Source organism: Scopulibacillus darangshiensis (assembly GCF_004341035.1).
Taxonomy (GTDB): domain Bacteria; phylum Bacillota; class Bacilli; order Bacillales; family Sporolactobacillaceae; genus Scopulibacillus; species Scopulibacillus darangshiensis.
The window spans coordinates 1-18,791 of record NZ_SLXK01000011.1 but is presented as its reverse complement, the minus strand read 5'-3'; the positions used below and the strand labels follow the sequence as shown (position 1 = coordinate 18,791).

General features: G+C 41.0%; 21 protein-coding genes. 13 read left to right on the top strand and 8 right to left on the bottom strand.

Features of this window, described 5'->3' with window-relative positions:
- Positions 1 to 49 precede the first annotated feature (49 nt).
- From EV207_RS09265 to EV207_RS09250, 4 genes are all read left to right on the top strand, one after another.
- Complete coding sequence (locus EV207_RS09265; protein WP_132745880.1) at positions 50 to 604, top strand: DUF4047 domain-containing protein; 555 nt, start codon at positions 50 to 52, stop codon at positions 602 to 604.
- A 4-nt stretch (positions 605 to 608) separates the two neighbouring features.
- Entirely contained in the window at positions 609 to 1,148 is a 540-nt protein-coding gene (sipW, locus tag EV207_RS09260; protein WP_132745879.1) for a signal peptidase I SipW, read from the top strand.
- Positions 1,149 to 1,250: 102 nt separating this feature from the next.
- On the top strand, positions 1,251 to 1,844 hold the full coding sequence (locus tag EV207_RS09255; RefSeq protein WP_132745878.1) for a CalY family protein: 594 nt from the start codon (positions 1,251 to 1,253) through the stop codon (positions 1,842 to 1,844).
- Positions 1,845 to 1,871: 27 nt separating this feature from the next.
- The gene (locus EV207_RS09250) at positions 1,872 to 3,539 is read left to right on the top strand and encodes a M4 family metallopeptidase (protein ID WP_132745877.1); all 1,668 of its coding nucleotides are present in this window, start codon (positions 1,872 to 1,874) and stop codon (positions 3,537 to 3,539) included.
- 57 nt (positions 3,540 to 3,596) lie between these two features.
- Here EV207_RS09250 and EV207_RS09245 read toward each other — a convergent pair whose 3' ends face one another.
- Positions 3,597 to 4,829: a helix-turn-helix domain-containing protein gene (locus tag EV207_RS09245; protein ID WP_132745876.1), complete on the bottom strand. Its 1,233-nt coding sequence runs from the start codon at positions 4,827 to 4,829 to the stop codon at positions 3,597 to 3,599.
- Between the two features lie 250 nt (positions 4,830 to 5,079).
- Here EV207_RS09245 and EV207_RS09240 point away from each other — a divergent pair, with 250 nt between their 5' ends.
- The 3 genes from EV207_RS09240 to EV207_RS23720 all read left to right on the top strand — a co-directional run bounded on the left by EV207_RS09240 (position 5,080) and on the right by EV207_RS23720 (position 7,469).
- Positions 5,080 to 5,520 (top strand): MarR family winged helix-turn-helix transcriptional regulator, encoded by a 441-nt coding sequence (locus tag EV207_RS09240; RefSeq protein WP_132745875.1) that lies wholly within the window; start codon positions 5,080 to 5,082, stop codon positions 5,518 to 5,520.
- Between the two features lie 44 nt (positions 5,521 to 5,564).
- Positions 5,565 to 7,076 carry a DHA2 family efflux MFS transporter permease subunit gene (locus EV207_RS09235; RefSeq protein ID WP_132745874.1) on the top strand — a complete coding sequence of 504 codons (1,512 nt, stop codon included), beginning with the start codon at positions 5,565 to 5,567 and terminating at the stop codon, positions 7,074 to 7,076.
- A gap of 267 nt (positions 7,077 to 7,343) precedes the next feature.
- Positions 7,344 to 7,469 (top strand): hypothetical protein, encoded by a 126-nt coding sequence (locus tag EV207_RS23720; RefSeq protein WP_279389186.1) that lies wholly within the window; start codon positions 7,344 to 7,346, stop codon positions 7,467 to 7,469.
- 95 nt (positions 7,470 to 7,564) lie between these two features.
- Here EV207_RS23720 and EV207_RS09230 read toward each other — a convergent pair whose 3' ends face one another.
- The 5 genes from EV207_RS09230 to EV207_RS09210 are packed head-to-tail and all read right to left on the bottom strand — an operon-like array spanning position 7,565 to position 12,792.
- Positions 7,565 to 8,665: a GerAB/ArcD/ProY family transporter gene (locus EV207_RS09230; RefSeq protein ID WP_207902941.1), complete on the bottom strand. Its 1,101-nt coding sequence runs from the start codon at positions 8,663 to 8,665 to the stop codon at positions 7,565 to 7,567.
- A gap of 17 nt (positions 8,666 to 8,682) precedes the next feature.
- Positions 8,683 to 8,910 (bottom strand): hypothetical protein, encoded by a 228-nt coding sequence (locus EV207_RS09225; protein WP_132745873.1) that lies wholly within the window; start codon positions 8,908 to 8,910, stop codon positions 8,683 to 8,685.
- Positions 8,907 to 10,088, bottom strand: a complete 1,182-nt coding sequence (locus EV207_RS09220; RefSeq protein WP_132745872.1) for a Ger(x)C family spore germination protein — start codon at positions 10,086 to 10,088, stop codon at positions 8,907 to 8,909. Before EV207_RS09220 ends, EV207_RS09225 begins: the two co-directional genes overlap by 4 nt.
- Entirely contained in the window at positions 10,081 to 11,193 is a 1,113-nt protein-coding gene (locus tag EV207_RS09215) for a GerAB/ArcD/ProY family transporter (RefSeq protein WP_207902940.1), read from the bottom strand. The genes EV207_RS09220 and EV207_RS09215 overlap by 8 nt, the downstream gene beginning before the upstream one ends.
- A gap of 33 nt (positions 11,194 to 11,226) precedes the next feature.
- A complete protein-coding gene (locus EV207_RS09210; RefSeq protein ID WP_132745871.1) occupies positions 11,227 to 12,792 on the bottom strand; it encodes a spore germination protein in 1,566 nt (521 codons plus the stop codon).
- 209 nt (positions 12,793 to 13,001) lie between these two features.
- Here EV207_RS09210 and EV207_RS09205 point away from each other — a divergent pair, with 209 nt between their 5' ends.
- Together EV207_RS09205 and EV207_RS09200 are read left to right on the top strand one after the other, a co-directional pair.
- Positions 13,002 to 13,172, top strand: a complete 171-nt coding sequence (locus EV207_RS09205) for a Fur-regulated basic protein FbpA (protein ID WP_243647006.1) — start codon at positions 13,002 to 13,004, stop codon at positions 13,170 to 13,172.
- Positions 13,173 to 13,175: 3 nt separating this feature from the next.
- A complete protein-coding gene (locus tag EV207_RS09200) occupies positions 13,176 to 13,454 on the top strand; it encodes a GNAT family N-acetyltransferase (RefSeq protein ID WP_341539800.1) in 279 nt (92 codons plus the stop codon).
- 170 nt (positions 13,455 to 13,624) lie between these two features.
- Here the strand turns inward: EV207_RS09200 and EV207_RS09195 are convergent, their stop codons facing one another.
- A complete protein-coding gene (locus tag EV207_RS09195; protein ID WP_132745868.1) occupies positions 13,625 to 13,738 on the bottom strand; it encodes an FbpB family small basic protein in 114 nt (37 codons plus the stop codon).
- A 153-nt stretch (positions 13,739 to 13,891) separates the two neighbouring features.
- Between EV207_RS09195 and EV207_RS09190 the strand changes: the two genes are divergently transcribed.
- Both EV207_RS09190 and EV207_RS09185 read left to right on the top strand, forming a co-directional pair.
- On the top strand, positions 13,892 to 14,095 hold the full coding sequence (locus EV207_RS09190) for a CDGSH iron-sulfur domain-containing protein (RefSeq protein ID WP_132745867.1): 204 nt from the start codon (positions 13,892 to 13,894) through the stop codon (positions 14,093 to 14,095).
- Positions 14,096 to 14,241: 146 nt separating this feature from the next.
- Entirely contained in the window at positions 14,242 to 15,561 is a 1,320-nt protein-coding gene (locus EV207_RS09185) for an aminotransferase class I/II-fold pyridoxal phosphate-dependent enzyme (RefSeq protein ID WP_132745866.1), read from the top strand.
- Between the two features lie 60 nt (positions 15,562 to 15,621).
- On the opposite strand, the gene EV207_RS09180 is transcribed toward EV207_RS09185, so the two are convergent.
- Complete coding sequence (locus EV207_RS09180; protein ID WP_132745865.1) at positions 15,622 to 16,227, bottom strand: TetR/AcrR family transcriptional regulator; 606 nt, start codon at positions 16,225 to 16,227, stop codon at positions 15,622 to 15,624.
- 185 nt (positions 16,228 to 16,412) lie between these two features.
- Between EV207_RS09180 and EV207_RS09175 the strand changes: the two genes are divergently transcribed.
- A complete protein-coding gene (locus EV207_RS09175; protein ID WP_132745864.1) occupies positions 16,413 to 17,168 on the top strand; it encodes an SDR family NAD(P)-dependent oxidoreductase in 756 nt (251 codons plus the stop codon).
- 72 nt (positions 17,169 to 17,240) lie between these two features.
- Positions 17,241 to 17,990 (top strand): SDR family NAD(P)-dependent oxidoreductase, encoded by a 750-nt coding sequence (locus tag EV207_RS09170; protein ID WP_132745863.1) that lies wholly within the window; start codon positions 17,241 to 17,243, stop codon positions 17,988 to 17,990.
- Positions 17,991 to 18,791 lie beyond the last annotated feature (801 nt).

Here is an 18,791-nt window from a genome sequence, read left to right as displayed (position 1 = left end):
GTTTTTATTACAGACATCGACAAGCAGAAAAAGAATCGCAGGTGAAAAAATGACGAAGCAATCCAAAAAAAGCTCCAAACCAATAAATAAAAGAGTGATCTTACTCTGTCTTTGCTCTATAACATTCTATTTTTCATCCCAGGTTATGGGTAAGACAAAAGCCATGTTTTCTGATCAGGAAAAATCAATCACCACAATGAGCGCTGCTGCTGTTTTTCCCGATACAGTGGCCAAATTAGTCGAAAGGGCAAGGGATTTATCTGCGGATTTGGCTAACACTCATGTTAATAAGGCGAATCGCAACTTAGTTGATCTAACCCGCAAAGAAGCTAAAGCTATGCTGACTAAATGCCAGACGAGACGTAAGGACATCAAGGAAAAAAGAAAAGAACTGCAAGCCATTTTGGATGAGCTGGAAGAGTACCTAAAGTTAACAAATGCGGCAACATCCAATAAAAAAGCTGTCGACGATAGCTTCGACTATTTGAGGACAGGCCTTAATGAAGTCCAAAAATTAAATGACAAAATAGACCAAAAGGATATTTTAAAACGAATGGATGAGGATATGACTGAACTAAAAGAAAAAATTAAGGGAGGCGGATGAACAAATGAAAAAGGCAATAAAAATCACCCGTGGATTAATCACAACAATAACGGTTGTCGCCATGATTTGTCTCATTGTTATCACTATTTCAGCAAAGGCGAGCGGCGGTGAACCGACGGTGCTTGGTTACCAACTAAAATCAGTGCTTTCAGGATCAATGGAACCGACCTTTCAAACGGGATCAATCATTGCAATTAAACCCGCGGATACTGGCGCGTCCTATAAAAAAGGGGATGTCATTACATTTCGAGCTGATGATAACAAAATCATTACCCACAGAATTATGAAAGTCCAAAAAACAAATGGACAAGCCATATATACAACAAAAGGCGATAACAATGAAGAAGCTGATCAGAATCCGGTACTTTCGCAAAATGTGATTGGCAAATATACAGGCTTTACGATTCCGTATATTGGCTATCTATTAAACTATGCTAATTCCAAGATCGGCGCAGCGCTATTATTAATTATTCCAGGTGTTCTTCTTGTAATATATGCCGTCGCGTCGACGATTGGCGCGGTCAAAGAAATTGAAGGAAAGTAAAAAGAACAATCTGCTTAAAATGATGCTATTTGTTTATTATCCTTAAGTATCCCTATGGGGCTTAAGCGTTTAATAAAAAGAAAATTGAAGGAGGAGATTGATGTGGGTTTTAAGAAAAAATTGGGAGCAGGGATTGTGACAGCATCACTTGGCCTATCTTTAATCGGAGGGGGGACGTTTGCTTATTTCAGCGATTCTGAAGTAACAAATAATGCGTTCGCTGCAGGGACGTTGGATTTATCTATGAATCCAAAAACTGTCATTGATGTCAGTAACCTCAAACCAGGTGATACCATGACACGCGACTTTAAATTAAAAAATGATGGGTCGCTGGATATTAAAACTATCAACCTCTTGACAAATTACTCAGTCGTCGACAAAAAAGGCGACAATGCAGATGTGGACTTTGGCAAACACATCAAAGTCAACTTCTTATGGAACTGGGACAAGGAAAGTGAACCTATCTTTGAAACGACCTTATACGATCTGAAAAAAATGGATCCAGACGTTGTGAAAAAGGACGTTTTTGATCCACTATGGGAGAAAAAAGGCGGGCTTAAAGCGGGTGCCGAAAATGATCTATGGGTCGAATTCGAGTTCGTAGATAATGGAGAAGATCAAAATGTTTTCCAAGGTGACAAGCTCAAGCTTGAATGGACATTTAACGCAATGCAAACAGATGGTGAGGAAAAATAATAATTGAAAATAGGGAGGAATGATTTTATGAAAAAGAAGTTGATTTCGTCTTCTTTAGCTCTATCTATCGCCCTAGGAGGGTTTGCGGCTGTTGGGAATGTATCACATGCAAAGGCAGCACCGAAAGTTGAGTTAAATGACCAGTTCAAAACACCGTCCTATATCATAGAGAAATGGCAGGCGCCAAGAACACTGGCTAAAACCAAATCGCTAAGCAAGAAAGACATAGCCTTTGCTTATCTTAACTATAAAAGCAAGCAGTTGAAGTTAAAGGGCGATATGAAAAATCACTTTAAAGTTGTCAAGGAACACGCAGATAAGAAAACGGATACGTATCATATCAAACTTGTTGAACAATATAAGGGTATTCCGGTTTTTGCAACTGATCAAAAAATTGCTCTTGATGATAATAATAATGTCACATCCTTCTTTGGGCAGGTGATCCCGAATTTAGAGGATAAAAATATCCCGACGAAAGCTTCTATTTCAGGTGACAAGGCGGTATCTATCGCTAAGGAAGACATAGAAAAGGAGATTGGCAAAGTAGATCACTATGATGGTGACGTGAAAAGTAAACTATATGTCTATGAAAAGGATGGAGAGTATTACCTAGCCTATCTTGTCAAAGCATCTCTTTCAGACCCTGCACCAGGCTACTGGCATTATTTTATCGACGCAACAAATGGCAAGGTTATTCATAAAGTCAATGCCATTGATAATATGACAGGTTTTGGTAAAGGCGTATTTGGCGAAAAACAAAAGTTTGAAATAGCCAAAGGGGACGATGGTCAATATTACCTATACGACGGTACTCGCGGCAAAGGCATCCACACTTTTGATGCAAAAGAAATACCGCCTTTTATTTTCAATATCCTGTCAGGCTTGTTTGGTTACACAGGTGAGGAAATAAAGAGTAATCATAAATTTTTCAGTGATCCAGCCGCGGTTGATGCCCATGTCAATGCAGAGAAAGTATATGATTATTACAAGGATACATTTAATCGCAATTCCTTTGATAATGAAGGCGCGCAGCTCATTTCCAGCGTCCATGTCGGCAATGGCTGGAATAATGCCGCATGGAACGGCGTGCTTATGATGTATGGTGATGGTGATGGTACAACATTTACATCATTATCAGGCGGGCTTGACGTCATTGCTCATGAGCTGACACACGCCGTAACGGAAAGATCTGCTAACTTAGTCTATGAGGGTGAACCAGGTGCTTTGAATGAATCCTTGTCGGATATTATGGGAGCCATGGTTGACCGTGACGATTGGCAAATGGGTGAAGATATTTACACACCTGATATAGAGGGCGATGCCTTGCGTTCGTTGAATGACCCGGCCTCCATACCAAATCCGCTTAACCCTTCTGAAGGTTATCCAGATAATTACAGCAAGCGATATACTGGTGATCTGGACCATGGCGGTGTTCACATTAACTCAAGCATTAACAATAAAGCAGCTTATCTCCTTTCCGATGGTGGCACAGCATATGGGGTTACAGTGAAGGGTGTCGGACGCGATGCAGCTGAACAAATCTATTATCGTGCCGTAAATAACTACATGACTGCCAACTCTGACTTCAGCATGATGCGCCAAGCCGCGATCCAAGCAGCGACAGATCTTTATGGTGCTGACTCCTCCCAGGTGGAATCCGTGAAAAAGGCATATGACGCCGTCGGAGTAGAATAAATAAATAAGCGGTAAAGGAAATCCAGCAAAGTCTATTTTAGACCTTGCTGGATTTTTCTAACTGCCGGCATTCATAACATTGCGGGCAATAGCCATAGCCTTATCTAACTTTCTTGTGTTGGCGTAATAATCGAATAATTCCTTTTCAAAACGTTCGACGAAAAACACTTGACCATACATTTTAAAAAAAGGCAATGCATGGTCACTCAGATATTGAAAATATTCACTTTCCTGATTTTCCACCAAATATAAAGGGAGTTTGAAGAGATGCATATAGATTGGATCTTTCATTTTTTCCGCAGCCGCAAGACCTTCCTGGATCAGCGTCAACAATTCCCCTTTTGATAGTAAGTTTGATTTCAAGCAGCTTTGGATATAACCCTCAAGGGAAAGCAAATATCTGCCCGTGCCCTTCTTCTTTAAGCCCATCGATTGTTTGTATATTTTACTAGCTGATGTATACTCCTTCACTCTAAAATATTCAAGGGCCAAATTATGTAGAATGATGGCCTTCCTTTCGGGGTCGTTGCATAGGTCGCAACTTTGAATTAAAGCGTCGTATTTTTTTATCCTGTCTTTAAAACTGTGATGCTTGTCCCGACTGTGTATAATCAAAATCACCATTTGCACATCGATCATTCTGAGGAAGTTGTTCGTTTCTTTAAAAAATTGAAGAGCCTTTTCAGCACATGTGTACGCCATCAGATTCGCGTTGTCAGCGTGATAAGATATGGCTAAATGATAATAATACTCCCTGTTTTTGTATTCGTTATTGTTAATCGTTCTCAAGATTTCGATCGCCTTTTGATATTCCTGATTGCATATATGTAAGATGCCCATGACGTGTTTGAATAAATGACCCTCATTTGAAGGAAGGTTGCTATGATCCTTTTGAAGCTGCCTTATGATTTTATAGGCTTCGGCAATCCTTCCATGAAGGTGGTGATACCTTACCTGAATCAATTTGTAAAGGATTTTAAAATCTGATATGTGGATTAATTCGTTCCTCTCAAGTTCATCAATGATTGAATCGGCTTCTTGAATTCTTTGCATGATAATCGCTTCGTGTAATAGATCCAGTTTTTGTTTTATATTTTTAAAGGCGTTCATTTCTTGATTGATATTGATGTTAAGCCGCTCGGATAAAAGTAAAATAATTTCTGGTGAGTAGTGGGTTTGACCGAGTTCGATTTTACTTATATGCGTGACTGAACAAATCCCCCTTCCAAGTTCTTCTTGTGTTATTCCCGCATTCTCACGATAATATTTAATGATTTTGCCCTCATTCATACATAAACCCCCTTAATTACTGCTGGTTATTCCGTGAAAAAGGTGAACCAGGATCTTTAGGAGATAACACTGTTGATTGTATTAAGTCAATTATACATTGCCTTCCTTAAATTTTAAAATAATGGAAATAAAAATATGGATATAGAATAATTGACAAGATGGAAAGAGGGCAGTACAATATATCTTAGTGGTAAGATAGTAATTAATAAGATATTAATGAAATAAATAATATTGTGAAAGGAGTAGTGGAATGTTTGAACGATCTAGTCTTATGGAACTAGAAAAGGTGTTTGGCAAGGTTATGAAAAAGATGGAGAACACATGGCAGAAAAACGCAAACCGTAAGTTTACAAGATCACATGTCAGGGTGCTCTATATCCTTAAAGCCGAGGGTCCAAAGCGGGCGTCGTATCTGGCAAATCATCTTGACATTACTTCGGGCGGAATTACAGGGATTACCGATAAGCTTGTTAAAGAAGGTTACGTGCATAGAAAAAGGGATGAAAATGACCGCAGAGTCGTCTTTTTTAGTATTACAGATAAAGGGGAAACCGCTTTGGAAGAAATGGAAGCCTTCAGAAAGCGTTTCATGGAGGACTTTTTTAATGGTTTATCAGAAGAGGATATTCGGAATTTAATTCAAATATATAAGAAAATATTGGCTAATGTTAACAACGGGGAAGAAGGATAAGGTCCTAAAACCCCTTTTATGTATAAGGAGATGGAGTAATTAAAATGAGTCAAACAACAACTGAATCAGTTCGACAAATTAAGAAGGGGCCAGTTCTCGGAGTTATTCTTCTGGGGGCATTTGTGGCGCTTTTGAACCAGACCTTAATGAATGTCGCTTTGCCGCCAATTATGAAGGATTTAAATATTACGGCGAGTACAGCCCAATGGATCACCACAGGTTTTATGCTGGTTAACGGTGTGCTTATTCCAATCACTGCGTTTTTGATGGAACGATTTTCAACGCGGCAACTATTTTTAACAGCAATCACGTTGTTTGCTGCTGGTACGCTTATTTGTGCGATCGCACCGGGATTTACAGTGTTAATTTTGGGAAGGGTCGTACAAGCAGCCGGAGCCGGTATTATCATGCCGTTATTAACAACTGTGGTCTTGGCGCTTTTCCCGGTTGAAAAACGAGGCGGCGCGATGGGTTTGATCGGTGTAGCAATGGTCTTTGCTCCGGCTATCGGTCCAACCCTTTCCGGCTGGGTCGTTGAGAACTATTCTTGGAGAGTTTTATTTTATATCGTTTTGCCAATTGCGGTGATCGATATCATATTTGCCTTTATCTTCCTTAAGAACGTTACGAAACAGACATTTCCGAAGATTGATATTTTAGCTGTTATGTTATCAACGCTAGGGTTTGGGGGAATCTTATATGGCTTCAGTACTGCCGGCAACAATGGCTGGACGAGTCTTCCCGTTGTAGCCACTCTTGCTGTAGGCTTTGTCAGCTTGTCTCTTTTCGTATGGCGAGAATTAGTTTCGGAAAAACCAATGCTTGATTTCAGGGTTTTCAAAAGCGGCATCTTTTCCCTTACGACAGTCATCAATATCATGGTGACAGTCGCCATGTTTGCGCCAATGCTGCTAATCCCGATCTACTTGCAAAACATTCTTGGTTTCAGTCCGCTGGAATCAGGGTTGATGCTTTTGCCGGGGGCGATTATTATGGGGATCATGTCGCCGATTACAGGTAAAATTTTTGATAAGGTAGGGGCCAGATGGCTGGCCGTCGTTGGGCTCTTGATAACCGTCGTGACAACCTTTATGTTTACCCAGCTGTCGGACTCTACAAGCTATTTATATCTCCTTGTGGTCTACTCGATTCGGATGTTCGGGATGTCGATGTTAATGATGCCGATTATGACTGCAGGTCTTAATGCACTTCCGCAAAGATTGAATCCGCATGGCACAGCGATGGTAAACACCGTTCGGGCAGTCGCGGGTGCGATCGGCACAGCTTTCCTGGTTACTGTGATGACAAAGCAAACGGAAAACAGCATGAAGGATGTTATCCTTTCACATCACCTTAATCCAGCTGATAAATCCGAGTTAGCTAAGGCTGTTAATCTCGCGCAAATCAATGGGATTAATGACGCTTTCATGGTGGCAACCGCCTTTGCGGTCGTCGCGTTGATTTTGGCTTTCTTTATAAGACGAAATAAAACACCAGAAGAAGAGACGAAATCAAACATAAGACAATCCCATAAGGTGGCTCTCGATCGAGCCTAATCAATTAAAGGAAACCGCCGGAATATTTTCCTGGCGGTTTCTTTGCGGCTTGAGAGGAAAATCATACTTGGCAGCGAAAAATAATAAAAAGAGGATGTTTTTGGCAATTGAATAGGCTTGCGTAACAAGGGGCGGAAGAAATTTCGCCTTTTTTGGTGTGAACATGGCGTGTTGACAAAAGTTCTTATTGCTACTTAGTCATGTTGTATGTAAAATAAGTAAAAATGTAAATAATAAAGGGGGAAAACTACAAACAAGGAGTGAGTCATGTTGACAGATCCCAATGAAAAAGAACTAGTAGAAGGACTCGTTGAAAGCGGCTATACGGATGAAGAAATATGCGGGGCACTCGGTCTTAGCGAGGATGAATATTTAAATCTTTTAAACGAATAATTAAGGAGCCATTGGGGCTCTTTTTTGTTTGTTTGGGAAAACAGGGTTCTACGGGTATCAAAAGGGGCGAATGATGCCCGTGGAACTGGCTTTGTTTAATTTGGCTTTCTTCGGCCGCTTTTTTTTCGTAGGAAAGCGACAAGAAGTAACAAAAGTGGTATGAGCGTTTGAACGACAAGTGAAAAGAAAGGGAAGATGGTGCTGTTATAACTAGATGATTCCGTCTCGTTTGCCACCCCCCAAATACTGAATAACATAGTTAGAAAGCCTAATGGAAAAACGAGGGGCCTGTAATTAGAAAGCCCCAGCAACTGGGCGGTGGACAGAACAATCGCATAATAAACGACTGAGAATTTGACGAACGTACCTGCTACCCAAATGGCCATTACGATCGATTCAAGATGCTGCAAAAAATCAGCGATGCTGATATATCGGCTCGCGGTTAGGAGCGGATATGTAAAACTCGCTGTGATACTGCCCATTAGAAATAGTATAACAAGGTTTGTTACGACAAATGTAAACATAATAGCAAATACGGAGATCAGCCCCCATTTCCTCCCTTTGTTAACATCTTTTAAAAAGGGGAGGAGAAAGGCTGTAAGCAAGAATTCAGCAAACCAACTCTGGGGTGTTATGGCCCCTTTAATCGAGGGCATAAGGCCATTCCCCATAACGGGAAAGAGGTTTTTAAAATCCAGATCCGGCAGAAGCAGAATAATAATGATCAATAGAAATAAGACATAAAGAGGGATGAAAAACTGAGATGTCCTTCCCACTACCTCTATACCTCCGTGAACGGCAAAGGCACAGACAAGGATCATGGTGGAGATGATCACAATTAACGGGGTCTCGGTAAAAAAGGAACCCGCCACAAAATCCGCATATATTCGTATACCTCCTGCATTCATTCGAATATAAAAGAACAAAAAAATGAGACCTAGGACTTTACCTGGGATTTTGCCAATGACGTTTACACTATACTCAATAAGTGTCTGCTTAGGATACAACTTGTGAAGTTGAAAGGCGGTACACACCGCAAGAATGCCGGCAAGCGATGCCAAAATTGGGGATAGCCACATATCCTGTTTGGCATACTTTGCCGTAATACCGGGAATAAAAATAATTCCGGTGCCAACAACGACAAGGTACATCATGATCGCCATTTGGAAGGCGGAAATCCTTCCTTTTTCAATCATTAAAAACGACCCCTTTATTATTTTTCCATGTAGCGTCCGAGCGGCTGAAAAATAGCCTTAATCACATCAGTTGGCCCAGGCATTTCCGGAAAGAAAACGAGGAGAACGGCGAGAAGCCATCCCGCCCCAGTTAACACCACAACCGTGGCTTTCTCCTTCTTCGAACCTTGTTTTAATTTTGGCCATTCATATAAGATTATTAACGCAACAACGAATGTTATCCCAAGGATAGATCCCCAAATCATTTTTTCACCTCATTTTTCGGTATGCCTTGTGGTTCGGTAGACATTCCCGGTCTGCGAATATGTGCTTTACTGTCAATTTTGACTTCTATCTCAGGGAATTTCTCACTCCAATGACCTTTTACTTTTTCCCACTCATTCGGATATTTGCGGTGAAAGGCTTCGCCGAAACCAAAGACGTCTATCCTCATATCTTTTTGAACGAGATTAAGGGTCATGCGAATCCGTTGATTAATTCTTTGGGCTAATTGTTTTTCAAGGTCCTTCACAATTTTTGGATCCATCAGGTTTAATGCTGTGTCGTTTTCTACCGCGTCATCTTCCGTTGTAATTTTGGCTATCATTTGCCACTTGCCATCAACGATCTTTGGTACAAGTTTCGTTTTAGAGCGGAGAAGATTAAATGAAATGGAGCCTTTTGTGTTTTTTGGCTCAATCGTCACGGTTGCTAAATGAACATCATCTCTAAGCCATAATAAACCTCTGGTTAATTTATCATTTATACTGCCCTTCATTTTGTCCTTTTTAAAAACAGCCGTTCCATTAACCCGTAACCCTTCAGTGGGATTAATTTCAAGCCAGGGAAGGGCTGCCGAATCTGCTCCACTGTTTAACATTTGTAAAAGGTCTTTTACGGTCACACTCATCCCGATTTTAAAATTGGCTAATTCCCTTGCTATTTCCGCCGAGCTTCGTTCCAATTCCGGGATCACTTCTAGAATATCGATGGCTTTTCCAGTGCTGACAAATGTATAGGCTCTTAGCCTTGGCTCTGGATGGCGGGCGAAGAAATCAATATCCTTGCGAATCCCATCCTTTGCCAATGCTTCACCGAAAATAACCACACGATTATGTCCCCAGAAAATTTTACGAGAAACTTTTTCCTGTAATCGGGACATCGCATCGTAAATTGTTGAACCTGTTGCTTTTTTGACGATCGTAGGCTTTCCTGAACCGCCGCCTCCTGTTCCCTGTTGGGTGCCGCCCATTGCTTTAGGAATAGAAAGCTGTACAGAAAGTTGAATTTTATTATCATCCGTTTTATCAATGCCTGTTCCGAGCACAAGGGCTAAATCATTGATTTCCGTTCGGTCCCAGCACCCCGTCAGCAGAAGCATAAAGAAACAAAGGCAGATACAAAGCAGAATATTGGTGAGTTTTCGAAAATAAAGGTTAATCATTTCTTGTGCTCCCCACTTTTGTCCCCCTTTTTCTTCTTATTTTCCCCAAGATCAACAACAATATTGGGATTGCAACTTGCATCGTAAGGGCATTAAAGACCCAGGTTGTTGTAAGGTAATGGACCATTTCTATAAGGTTAGGGGCTGTCCAAAGGCTAAAAATCACTAATAAAAAACCGAGCGGTAAAACAAGCGTCCGATAGTCAGACATGTTTAACCATTGCGCCGTTCCTAGTACAAGGGCATAATAGAATACAGAAATTTTGACAAACGTTCCGGCAACCCAAATGGCCATGACAATGGATTCCAAGTGTTGGAGAAAGTCCGCCACATCGATATACCGGGCAGCACTCATCACTGGGTATGTGAAGCTGTCTGTAATGGAGCCGAATAAAAATAGTGCGGACATATTGGTTACCACCATCGTAATCATGACGGTGAACACCGATATAAAGCCCCATTTCAATCCCTTTCCCCGATCATGCAGAAAAGGGAGGAGAAAGGCGATAAGCGTATATTCACTAAACCAACTCGCCGGGACCACGGATCCCATGAACGACGGCATGATTCCTTTATCCATTATTGGGAACATATTCTTTGGCTCTAAGTCCGGAACAAGCAGAATAAAAATGAACAGTAAGAGGATGACGACCAACGGAACGAATATTTGGGCAGATCTTGCAATAACTTCCGCTCCACCTCGTACAGAGAAGGCACAGACAAGCGCCATGCTTCCAATAACAACGATCATTGGTGTTTTAGAGAGAAAGTTCCCAACAACAAACTCCCCATATTCCCTGAATACAATGCCATTCGTTTGTAAGTAAAAGAACAAATAGGCAAAACCAAGGATTTTTCCAGGAATGAGGCCGATAATTTTCTCGCTGTATTCAATTAAAGTCATTTTTGGATAGAGTTTGTTTAACTGGACCGCCAAAAAGACATTTAAAAAACCAATGGAAGATGCCAAGATAGGTGACAACCACATATCACGTTCTGCAAATTTTCCGGTAATAGACGGGACTAGAAGAATAGCTGTAGCTAAAATGGTTGGATACATCATGATAGCCATCTGGAATGATGAAATTCTGCTCTTTTCGATCATGTCGTGTCACCTCTATCCGGCTAAAAAGACTGCTCACTTTTCTTTCCCTTTCTTCGGGCCGGGTTTTTGGTCTGGGGGCTGCCGGTATCTGTTATATCCCCCTGTGAAATGCGGCCTTGTCCTTAGACTCCACCATGGTGCTCTTATCAGCACATCCTTCATACCGGAGGCGTTCATCGGTGCCATTGGACTAAGATATGGCACACCAAAAGAACGCAGTGTACAGAGGTGTACGATGATTGTAATGATCCCTAACATAATTCCGAGCAAACCGAGCGTCCCGGCAAGAAAGATCATAGGAAAACGCAGCATTCTAATTGCAATTGCCGCGGAGTAACGGGGAATGGTGAAAGAAGCAATACCCGTAAAAGAAACCACAATGACCATAGGAGCGGAAATTATTCCGGCTTGAACAGCCGATTCACCAATTACCAAGGCACCAACAATACTGACGGCGGACCCGACTTGTTTGGGGAGCCTTAAGCCTGCTTCACGCAAAGCCTCAAATGTGATTTCCATGATCAAGGCTTCCACGAGGGCCGGAAAGGGAACCTGCTCTCGGGATGCCGCCACACTAATGATAAGAGTGGTTGGCAGCATCTCTTGATGAAAGGTGAGCACAGCTACATATAAAGAAGGAAGCAAAAGAGACATGACAACCAAAAAATAGCGCAGCCAGCGAATTAACGATGCAATCAGAAACCTCGAATAATAATCTTCATTTGATTGGAAAAATGAATAAAGCGTCGTTGGAGCAATCATGACAAATGGCGTGCCATCCACCATAATAACAACACGTCCTTCAAGGAGGTTGGCGGCGGCTACATCAGGGCGTTCTGTCGTTAACAATTGAGGAAAAGGAGAATACGGATTATCTTCGATGAATTCCTCTATTATCCCGCTTTCTAATACCCCGTCAATGTCAATTCGCTTCAATCTGTTATTGACTTCTTCGAGTAAAGTCTTATTTACAATCCCATCCATATAAGCGATAATAACTTTTGTTTTGGTATAGCGTCCGACTTCCATTGCCTGCATTTTAAACTCGGGACTTCTAATTTTCCTTCGAAGCATCGAACTGTTAACTTGTAAGGTTTCAATAAATCCTTCACGAGGGCCGCGAATAACTTGTTCAGCGGACGGTTCCTCAACTGACCGCTGTTCCCATTTTGAGAGATCTAACGAAAAACCCGTTGCCCTCCCGTCGATTAATATCACCGGATTGCCTATTGATATTTGATCAACACAATCGGAAAACGTGGCCAGTTCCTTTACATTGGAAACTGCTATCCTTTTTTTTAATAATGTTTTAATGTCATCGTACTCAGTTGATTCCTGCATAAGCGGCGAAAGGACATTATCGTCTATTTCTTCGGTGTTGGCGAGTCCTTCTATATAAACAAGAATTGCTTTTCCTTTCCCAGCAATGAAAAAAGGGCGAAAGACAACATCAGAACAATTTTTATAAATATCACGCAGGTTTTGGACGTTGTTATTAAAGCTATTGGAAAGTGAATCTTGTTCTTTTTTTTCATATTCTGTTTTCTGCATTTTCCTTCCCTTTTCAGATTTCCGCCAACTTCTTTTCAACACGGTCATCCTTTCCCATTAATCCTGATAAAAACACCATTTGTTGTAGCTTTGTTTTATGTAGGGAAATTTATACTGTTAAATAAAAAAGGGTAAAAAAGGAACCAGAGTCGTTATTCAGGACAAGTTCATAAAAAAGACACGGATGTGTAAAGTCATCGATATTTTTAAATGAAAGGCCGGGCGGGGTGTATAGTATAACCTGAGGAGTGATGATATTGTCAAAACGTCATCCAGAATCAATGGAAAAGAAAAAGAATTACTTTATAAAAAAATTATTAGATTACGGTGTTTATAAAGCTAAAGGCCGGCAGCTATACGAATTAACAATCGGTGAGCTGGAAAGGGAATATAGAAGAACGAAATTAAAAAAATCGTTTCATGGTTGATTCATAAAAAACAAGTTCCGTAATGGCCATCTAAAACAAGCGGAAAAAGTGGCAAGTGAAAAGGGATGCCATAATATGAAGCTTATCACAACGAATATTAATTTACATGCGCTCGGGTTCTATCAAAAGAGGGGTTATAGGATTGTAAAAATCATTCAAAATGCGGTTCCAAAAGCTAGAGAAATAAAGCCGGGAATTCCTTTGGTTGCCGAAAACGGCATTCCCATTTGTGATGAAATTCTATTGAAGAACACTTTAGGTAAGAAAAAGCCTAGATTTTAAAATCTAGGCTTTTCTCAGTTAATCAGAAAGTATAACTTTCTGACGCACATAAGTGCACTGGCTAAAGACGTAACATCCTGTTACAACGCCAGTACTAGCACGTCCTGTGCGTCGCAACTACGCCTCTGTCTTTGCCAAAGGCTCGCCAATCGACGAGTTTTCTTTAATATTTAGCTGTGTTTTTTTTCAATTTTGTTTTCTATCTTTTCAAGGGCTTTCTGGTCTTTTGAAATTTCTAATCTATTTTTGTTTACGAGTGCTTTAAGCGAAACTTTCTTTCTCATCGTTAATTCCACCTTTCTTATCTATTATTATACACGACATTAGCCCTATTTTGTTATAAAAATTTGAATATTTAGTGACCATTAATCTGTTTTCAAGATATAGTGGTTTATCTTGGTTACAATTGGCATAAAATAGTGACGGGAGGTGCAATAATGCCAGAATCGAACATAAAAGTGAATGACAACGGACCATATGTTGTTACTGGGTCTTTTGAATTAGTTGACGCCGAAGGACATGCCTTTGAGACGAAAAAGGCTGTATCCCTTTGCCGCTGTGGCCATTCCTCGAACAAACCATTTTGCGACGGGACCCACAAAGACATTCATTTTGAAAGTGCGCCGCGTGCCGGCGAATAATGATGACACTATAGCCCCCGCTCTTTGTTTTTGCGGGGGCTATTTGTATTTAACTGATTCGATAATTTATTAGGTGCCTACCTCTTTCCATGCACTAAAAAAGTGTTATAATACTTAAAAATATACTTTGGGGTGGATAAATAACAATGCATGCACTAGCTAAACAATTGAACGATACAATTCAGGATGAAAACCCATATGTCTATTCAATGCTTTCCGATTTAGGAAAACAAATCTATTATCCTAAGGAAGGTATACTGAGCCAGTCCGCTGAGGCAAAACAAAAAGCGAACAAGTTTAACGCAACTATAGGCATTGCCTTGGAAAATAATGAACCAATGCATTTACAAGTCATTCAAGACACGTTATCTTCTTTCGCGCCGAAAGACATTTATAATTATGCACCGCCAGCAGGAAAGCCAGAATTAAGAACAGCATGGCGCAACAAAATGCTTAGTGAAAATCCATCACTTAAAGGCAAAGAGTTTGGGAATCCGATCGTAACCAATGCCCTTACTCATGGTCTAAGCATCACTGCTGATTTATTTGTAGATGAAGGTGACAGCATTATTATCCCTGACAAAAACTGGGAAAATTATAAATTGACTTTCGGGATCCGCAGAAAGGCCGAGATCATTAGTTATCCATTTTACGATAAAAATGAAAAGTTTAATGCTGCGGGTCTGCGCCAAGCCGTCTTGAATCAGAAACATAAAGGCAAAGCGATTGTTATATTGAATTTCCCGAACAATCCAACGGGTTATACACCTGGAATAGAAGAGGGCAAAGAAATTTTGGCTGCCCTTAAAGACGCGGCTGAAAGCGGAATGAACATTGTCGTCATCACGGATGACGCTTACTTTGGACTGTTTTTTGAAGACTCATTGCAAGAATCCCTTTTCGGTGGGCTATCCCAGCTTCACCCGCGGATCCTGCCTATTAAAATCGACGGGGCTACAAAGGAAGAATATATTTGGGGATTCCGTGTCGGGTTTCTAACATACGCTTCACAAAGTGACAAACTTTTGAATGCATTGGAACAGAAAACAATGGGGATTATCAGAGCGACCATTTCCAGCGGTCCGCATCCGTCACAAACCTTTGTTTTGCACGCTTTGAATTCACCGGAATTTCACGAGCAAAAACAGGAAAAGTTTGTGATTATGAAAAGAAGAGCTAATCTTGTAAAAGAAGTACTCGATGATGAAAAGTATAATAATGTATGGGAGTATTATCCTTTTAATTCCGGGTATTTCATGTGCTTGAAATTAAAAACGGTTGACGCTGAATCACTTCGCATGCACTTGCTTGATTATTACGGTATTGGAACCATTGCATTAGGCGAAACGGATTTGCGTGTTGCCTTTTCTTGTATTGAAGAAGAGGATATCGAGGAATTGTTCTCCTTAATTTACCAAAGCGTTAAAGAAGTGGAACAAAAAACAGTCAATAAAGTCCAAATGTAATGATTACAGGAAAAACCGAGCGCCTTTTGCTCGGTTTTTCTTAGTTACACAGGCTTAATCCTATGACGGTATCTCCTTATACGGCCCTTTATTAGCCAAACGCATAAGCTTGGCTGCCATTTGTTTTGCGGTATAAGGCAAATCATTTTCAAGCCACCACATAATCACACCAAAAAAAGCCGAGCCAATATACCTCTCAACAATTTCCCTTTGAACCGTAAGCCCTTGGTCATCAGGCTCCACACTTGCCAACCCCGAAGATATATATTCCGTTAAAATACTCATCACTTTTAATGAAAAATGAGGCATTACTTTCCCCTTCAACATAACGAGGTAAAAATCACTGTGTTGTCCAATTTGTTCAAACAGCTGAACAAATGTAGGGTGCGGTTGTGTGCCACGGAAATCAAAGGATTCGGATACTTCTCCTATGGATGCAACACTGTCAGTTAATTCTTCAAGCAATTCGTCCGTGCTTTGTTTCATTAAGTCGTCCTTATCGCTGTAATGCAAATAAAAGGTGACCCTATTTAGGGTCGCTCGTTCGGTAATATCTCGAACCGTGATAAGGTTATAATCATTTTCCATTATCAACGATATGAGCGCGTCCTTTAACAGCTGGCGTGTTCGTTTTACACGGGGATCTAATCGTTTTTCTTTTTTCACTTTTTTAACCACCTAATATACAAATTACTGCAATATGTTGATTAAACAACAAATGTAGTTTTACTGTCAAACTTTCTATATTTAAAGCAGATAAATTGTAAACCATTAGCACGAGTGATATATTATAGACATGGTGTTAATAATACTACATCATGTAAATTAAAATGAAAACAGAGGTGATGGTCATGGCTAAAACTGAGAAAATTGCAGTGATAACTGGTGCCGGAAGTGGCATGGGCCGTGCTGCCAGTTTAAAATTAGCTGAAAATGATATGAAACTCGTATTGGTGGACTTCAATAAACAAACAGGTGAAGAGACTCTCAACCTTATAAAGAAAAATGGCGGTGAGGCGATCTTTGTAAAGGCTGATGTAACCAAAAGCGAAGATGTACAGCATTATGTTAATCGAGCTGTTGAAACATATGGCCGAATCGACGTATTTTTTAACAATGCTGGTGTCATCCAAAAACCGTATCTGTTTGCCGATATTCCAGATGAAGAATATGATCGCGTGACATCCGTCAATTTTAAAGGTGTCTTTTTCGGAATGAAGTATGTTCTAAAGGTTATGGAAAAGCAGGGTTCCGGGGTGATCATCAATAATTCTTCAAGCTCAGGATTACGTGTGGAGCACAGTCTCGCACTTTATTCAGCGAGCAAGCACGCAGTCTTAGGTTTGACAAAGGCTGCTGCAAAGGAATATGCGGACAAAGGCATTCGGGTAAACGCAATCTGTCCGGGCGGTGTTGAAACGAATTTAGTGAAGGACTTCCAGGAAACTTGGGAAGAAACCGGAAATGTTCCGCAAATCGATTATCCCCCAATGGGAAGGATGGGCAATCCGGAGGAAATTGCGAATGTCGTTGCTTTTCTTTCCGGCCCCGGATCAAGTTACATGACGGGTTCGATTATTGCGGTGGAAGGCGGCCTTACTTTATAAGGGGTTAAGGGGCAATACCTTTTTTAGTGGCGGGAAAAATATACAAATGTGATATGAAAGGGATGTTGTTTTATGGGGCGCATGGACGGAAAGGTTGCTATCATTACCGGTGCCGCTAATGGACAGGGGGCTGCGGAAGCTGTTCTTTTTGCAAAGGAAGGCGGCAAAGTCGTCGCAACCGATATACAAGAAGAGGCTGTTCAACAACTCGTGGATGATATTAATGCGGATGGCGGAGAAGCGATCGCCATTACACATAATGTAGCTTCCGAGAAAGAGTGGAGACGCGTTGTTGCAAAAGCGGCAGAAACATTTGGCAAAGTGGATGTTCTTGTCAATAATGCAGGCGTAAGTGAACCAAAGACGTTATTAAATATTACAATGGAACAATGGCAGCGGGTTATGGATATTAATTTGACAGGCTGCGTCTTAGGAATGAAATATACGATTCCGGAAATGCAAAAAGCGGGCGGCGGCTCAGTAATTAACATTTCTTCAATCGGCGGTCTCGTTGGTATGGCAGGGACAAGCCCATACACTGCTGCAAAAGGTGCGCTGCGTTCATTATCGAAGGCAGCGGCAGTCGAGTATGCAAAGCAAAATGTCCGGGTCAATTCAGTGCACCCAGGAATTATTGTGACCCCAATGATTGAAGAGCATTTTGATGATCAAGCGAAGCAATACTATACAAGCTTGACGCAATTGCCCCGTTTGGGTAAACCAGAAGATATCGCTTACGGTGTCCTTTATTTAGCATCAGACGAATCATCTTTCATGACCGGTTCCGAAATGGTCATTGACGGTGGTTGGACCGCGCTATAAATATTGCGGCCGTAAGTCTTGAAGGCAGTTTATTTTAGAACGTCGACATGATCGGCGTTCTTTTTTTGGGGGTTAATAACCTTGAAAAAGTTATAATGAAATATTTGAAGAAGTTACCATGGGAGAATTGGACTGAAGTGTATGGTCAATGTCATAAAAGCCCTCTGAAGTGAATGGATCATCTCAGAGGGTTTTTTGCGATTAAACCGCTGGTGCTCCTATAATATTGGTAACATTTAGATAAATGTCATGTTATAATAAAATTATCAATGGACCGGCTTCACATGAGGGGTTTGGGCAGCGCTATTTGACCTTCTGTCTGTCTCGTTTGGGAGACTTCCCAGGAGGGAGGTGTTGCCTATGGATAGTACGACGTTTCATACCTTATCCTTGATGATTTCATTTGGGATGTTGGTAGCGTTTATTGTATCCAACCACAAAAAATAACCCCTCATGTGCTTTAGCCAGGCGATGAGGGATTATTTTGTCCTAAAGTCTGCCTTGCCCCTCTTGTTGGGGTTTGGTCTATTGTGACCGATGATGTAACCGCATCGTCGGTCTTCTTTATTGTATTTAGCTTCTAAATTCATTATACAACAAATCTAAATAAAATAAACCTTTGTGTTTTGTCTGATATAGTGGCTGCTATTAAAAGAATTATACGAACGTATAAATGGAGGAAATCTCTGAAAAGGACGCATTTGACACTCCCGAGGACGCAATCGCCGCTCAAAAGGACGCAGAGCCCATGCCGAAGACGCAATGATTATCGAACTCGACGCAGAAATCCCTGAGGAGGAC

What these genes read in the sequence shown, in the direction of transcription:
- EV207_RS09230 (WP_207902941.1), bottom strand. Translation starts at nt 8,665, where the DNA reads ATGATTGAAAAAGGAAGGATTTCCGCCTTCCAAATGGCGATCATGATG.
- EV207_RS09170 (WP_132745863.1), top strand. Translation starts at nt 17,241, where the DNA reads ATGGGGCGCATGGACGGAAAGGTTGCTATCATTACCGGTGCCGCTAAT.
- EV207_RS09195 (WP_132745868.1), bottom strand. Translation starts at nt 13,738, where the DNA reads ATGAGAAAGAAAGTTTCGCTTAAAGCACTCGTAAACAAAAATAGATTA.
- sipW (WP_132745879.1), top strand. Translation starts at nt 609, where the DNA reads ATGAAAAAGGCAATAAAAATCACCCGTGGATTAATCACAACAATAACG.
- EV207_RS09245 (WP_132745876.1), bottom strand. Translation starts at nt 4,829, where the DNA reads ATGAATGAGGGCAAAATCATTAAATATTATCGTGAGAATGCGGGAATA.
- EV207_RS09265 (WP_132745880.1), top strand. Translation starts at nt 50, where the DNA reads ATGACGAAGCAATCCAAAAAAAGCTCCAAACCAATAAATAAAAGAGTG.
- EV207_RS09210 (WP_132745871.1), bottom strand. Translation starts at nt 12,792, where the DNA reads ATGACCGTGTTGAAAAGAAGTTGGCGGAAATCTGAAAAGGGAAGGAAA.
- EV207_RS09220 (WP_132745872.1), bottom strand. Translation starts at nt 10,088, where the DNA reads ATGATTAACCTTTATTTTCGAAAACTCACCAATATTCTGCTTTGTATC.
- EV207_RS09235 (WP_132745874.1), top strand. Translation starts at nt 5,565, where the DNA reads ATGAGTCAAACAACAACTGAATCAGTTCGACAAATTAAGAAGGGGCCA.
- EV207_RS09250 (WP_132745877.1), top strand. Translation starts at nt 1,872, where the DNA reads ATGAAAAAGAAGTTGATTTCGTCTTCTTTAGCTCTATCTATCGCCCTA.
- EV207_RS09190 (WP_132745867.1), top strand. Translation starts at nt 13,892, where the DNA reads ATGCCAGAATCGAACATAAAAGTGAATGACAACGGACCATATGTTGTT.
- EV207_RS09225 (WP_132745873.1), bottom strand. Translation starts at nt 8,910, where the DNA reads ATGATTTGGGGATCTATCCTTGGGATAACATTCGTTGTTGCGTTAATA.
- EV207_RS09185 (WP_132745866.1), top strand. Translation starts at nt 14,242, where the DNA reads ATGCATGCACTAGCTAAACAATTGAACGATACAATTCAGGATGAAAAC.
- EV207_RS09215 (WP_207902940.1), bottom strand. Translation starts at nt 11,193, where the DNA reads ATGATCGAAAAGAGCAGAATTTCATCATTCCAGATGGCTATCATGATG.
- EV207_RS23720 (WP_279389186.1), top strand. Translation starts at nt 7,344, where the DNA reads ATGTTGACAGATCCCAATGAAAAAGAACTAGTAGAAGGACTCGTTGAA.
- EV207_RS09175 (WP_132745864.1), top strand. Translation starts at nt 16,413, where the DNA reads ATGGCTAAAACTGAGAAAATTGCAGTGATAACTGGTGCCGGAAGTGGC.
- EV207_RS09240 (WP_132745875.1), top strand. Translation starts at nt 5,080, where the DNA reads ATGTTTGAACGATCTAGTCTTATGGAACTAGAAAAGGTGTTTGGCAAG.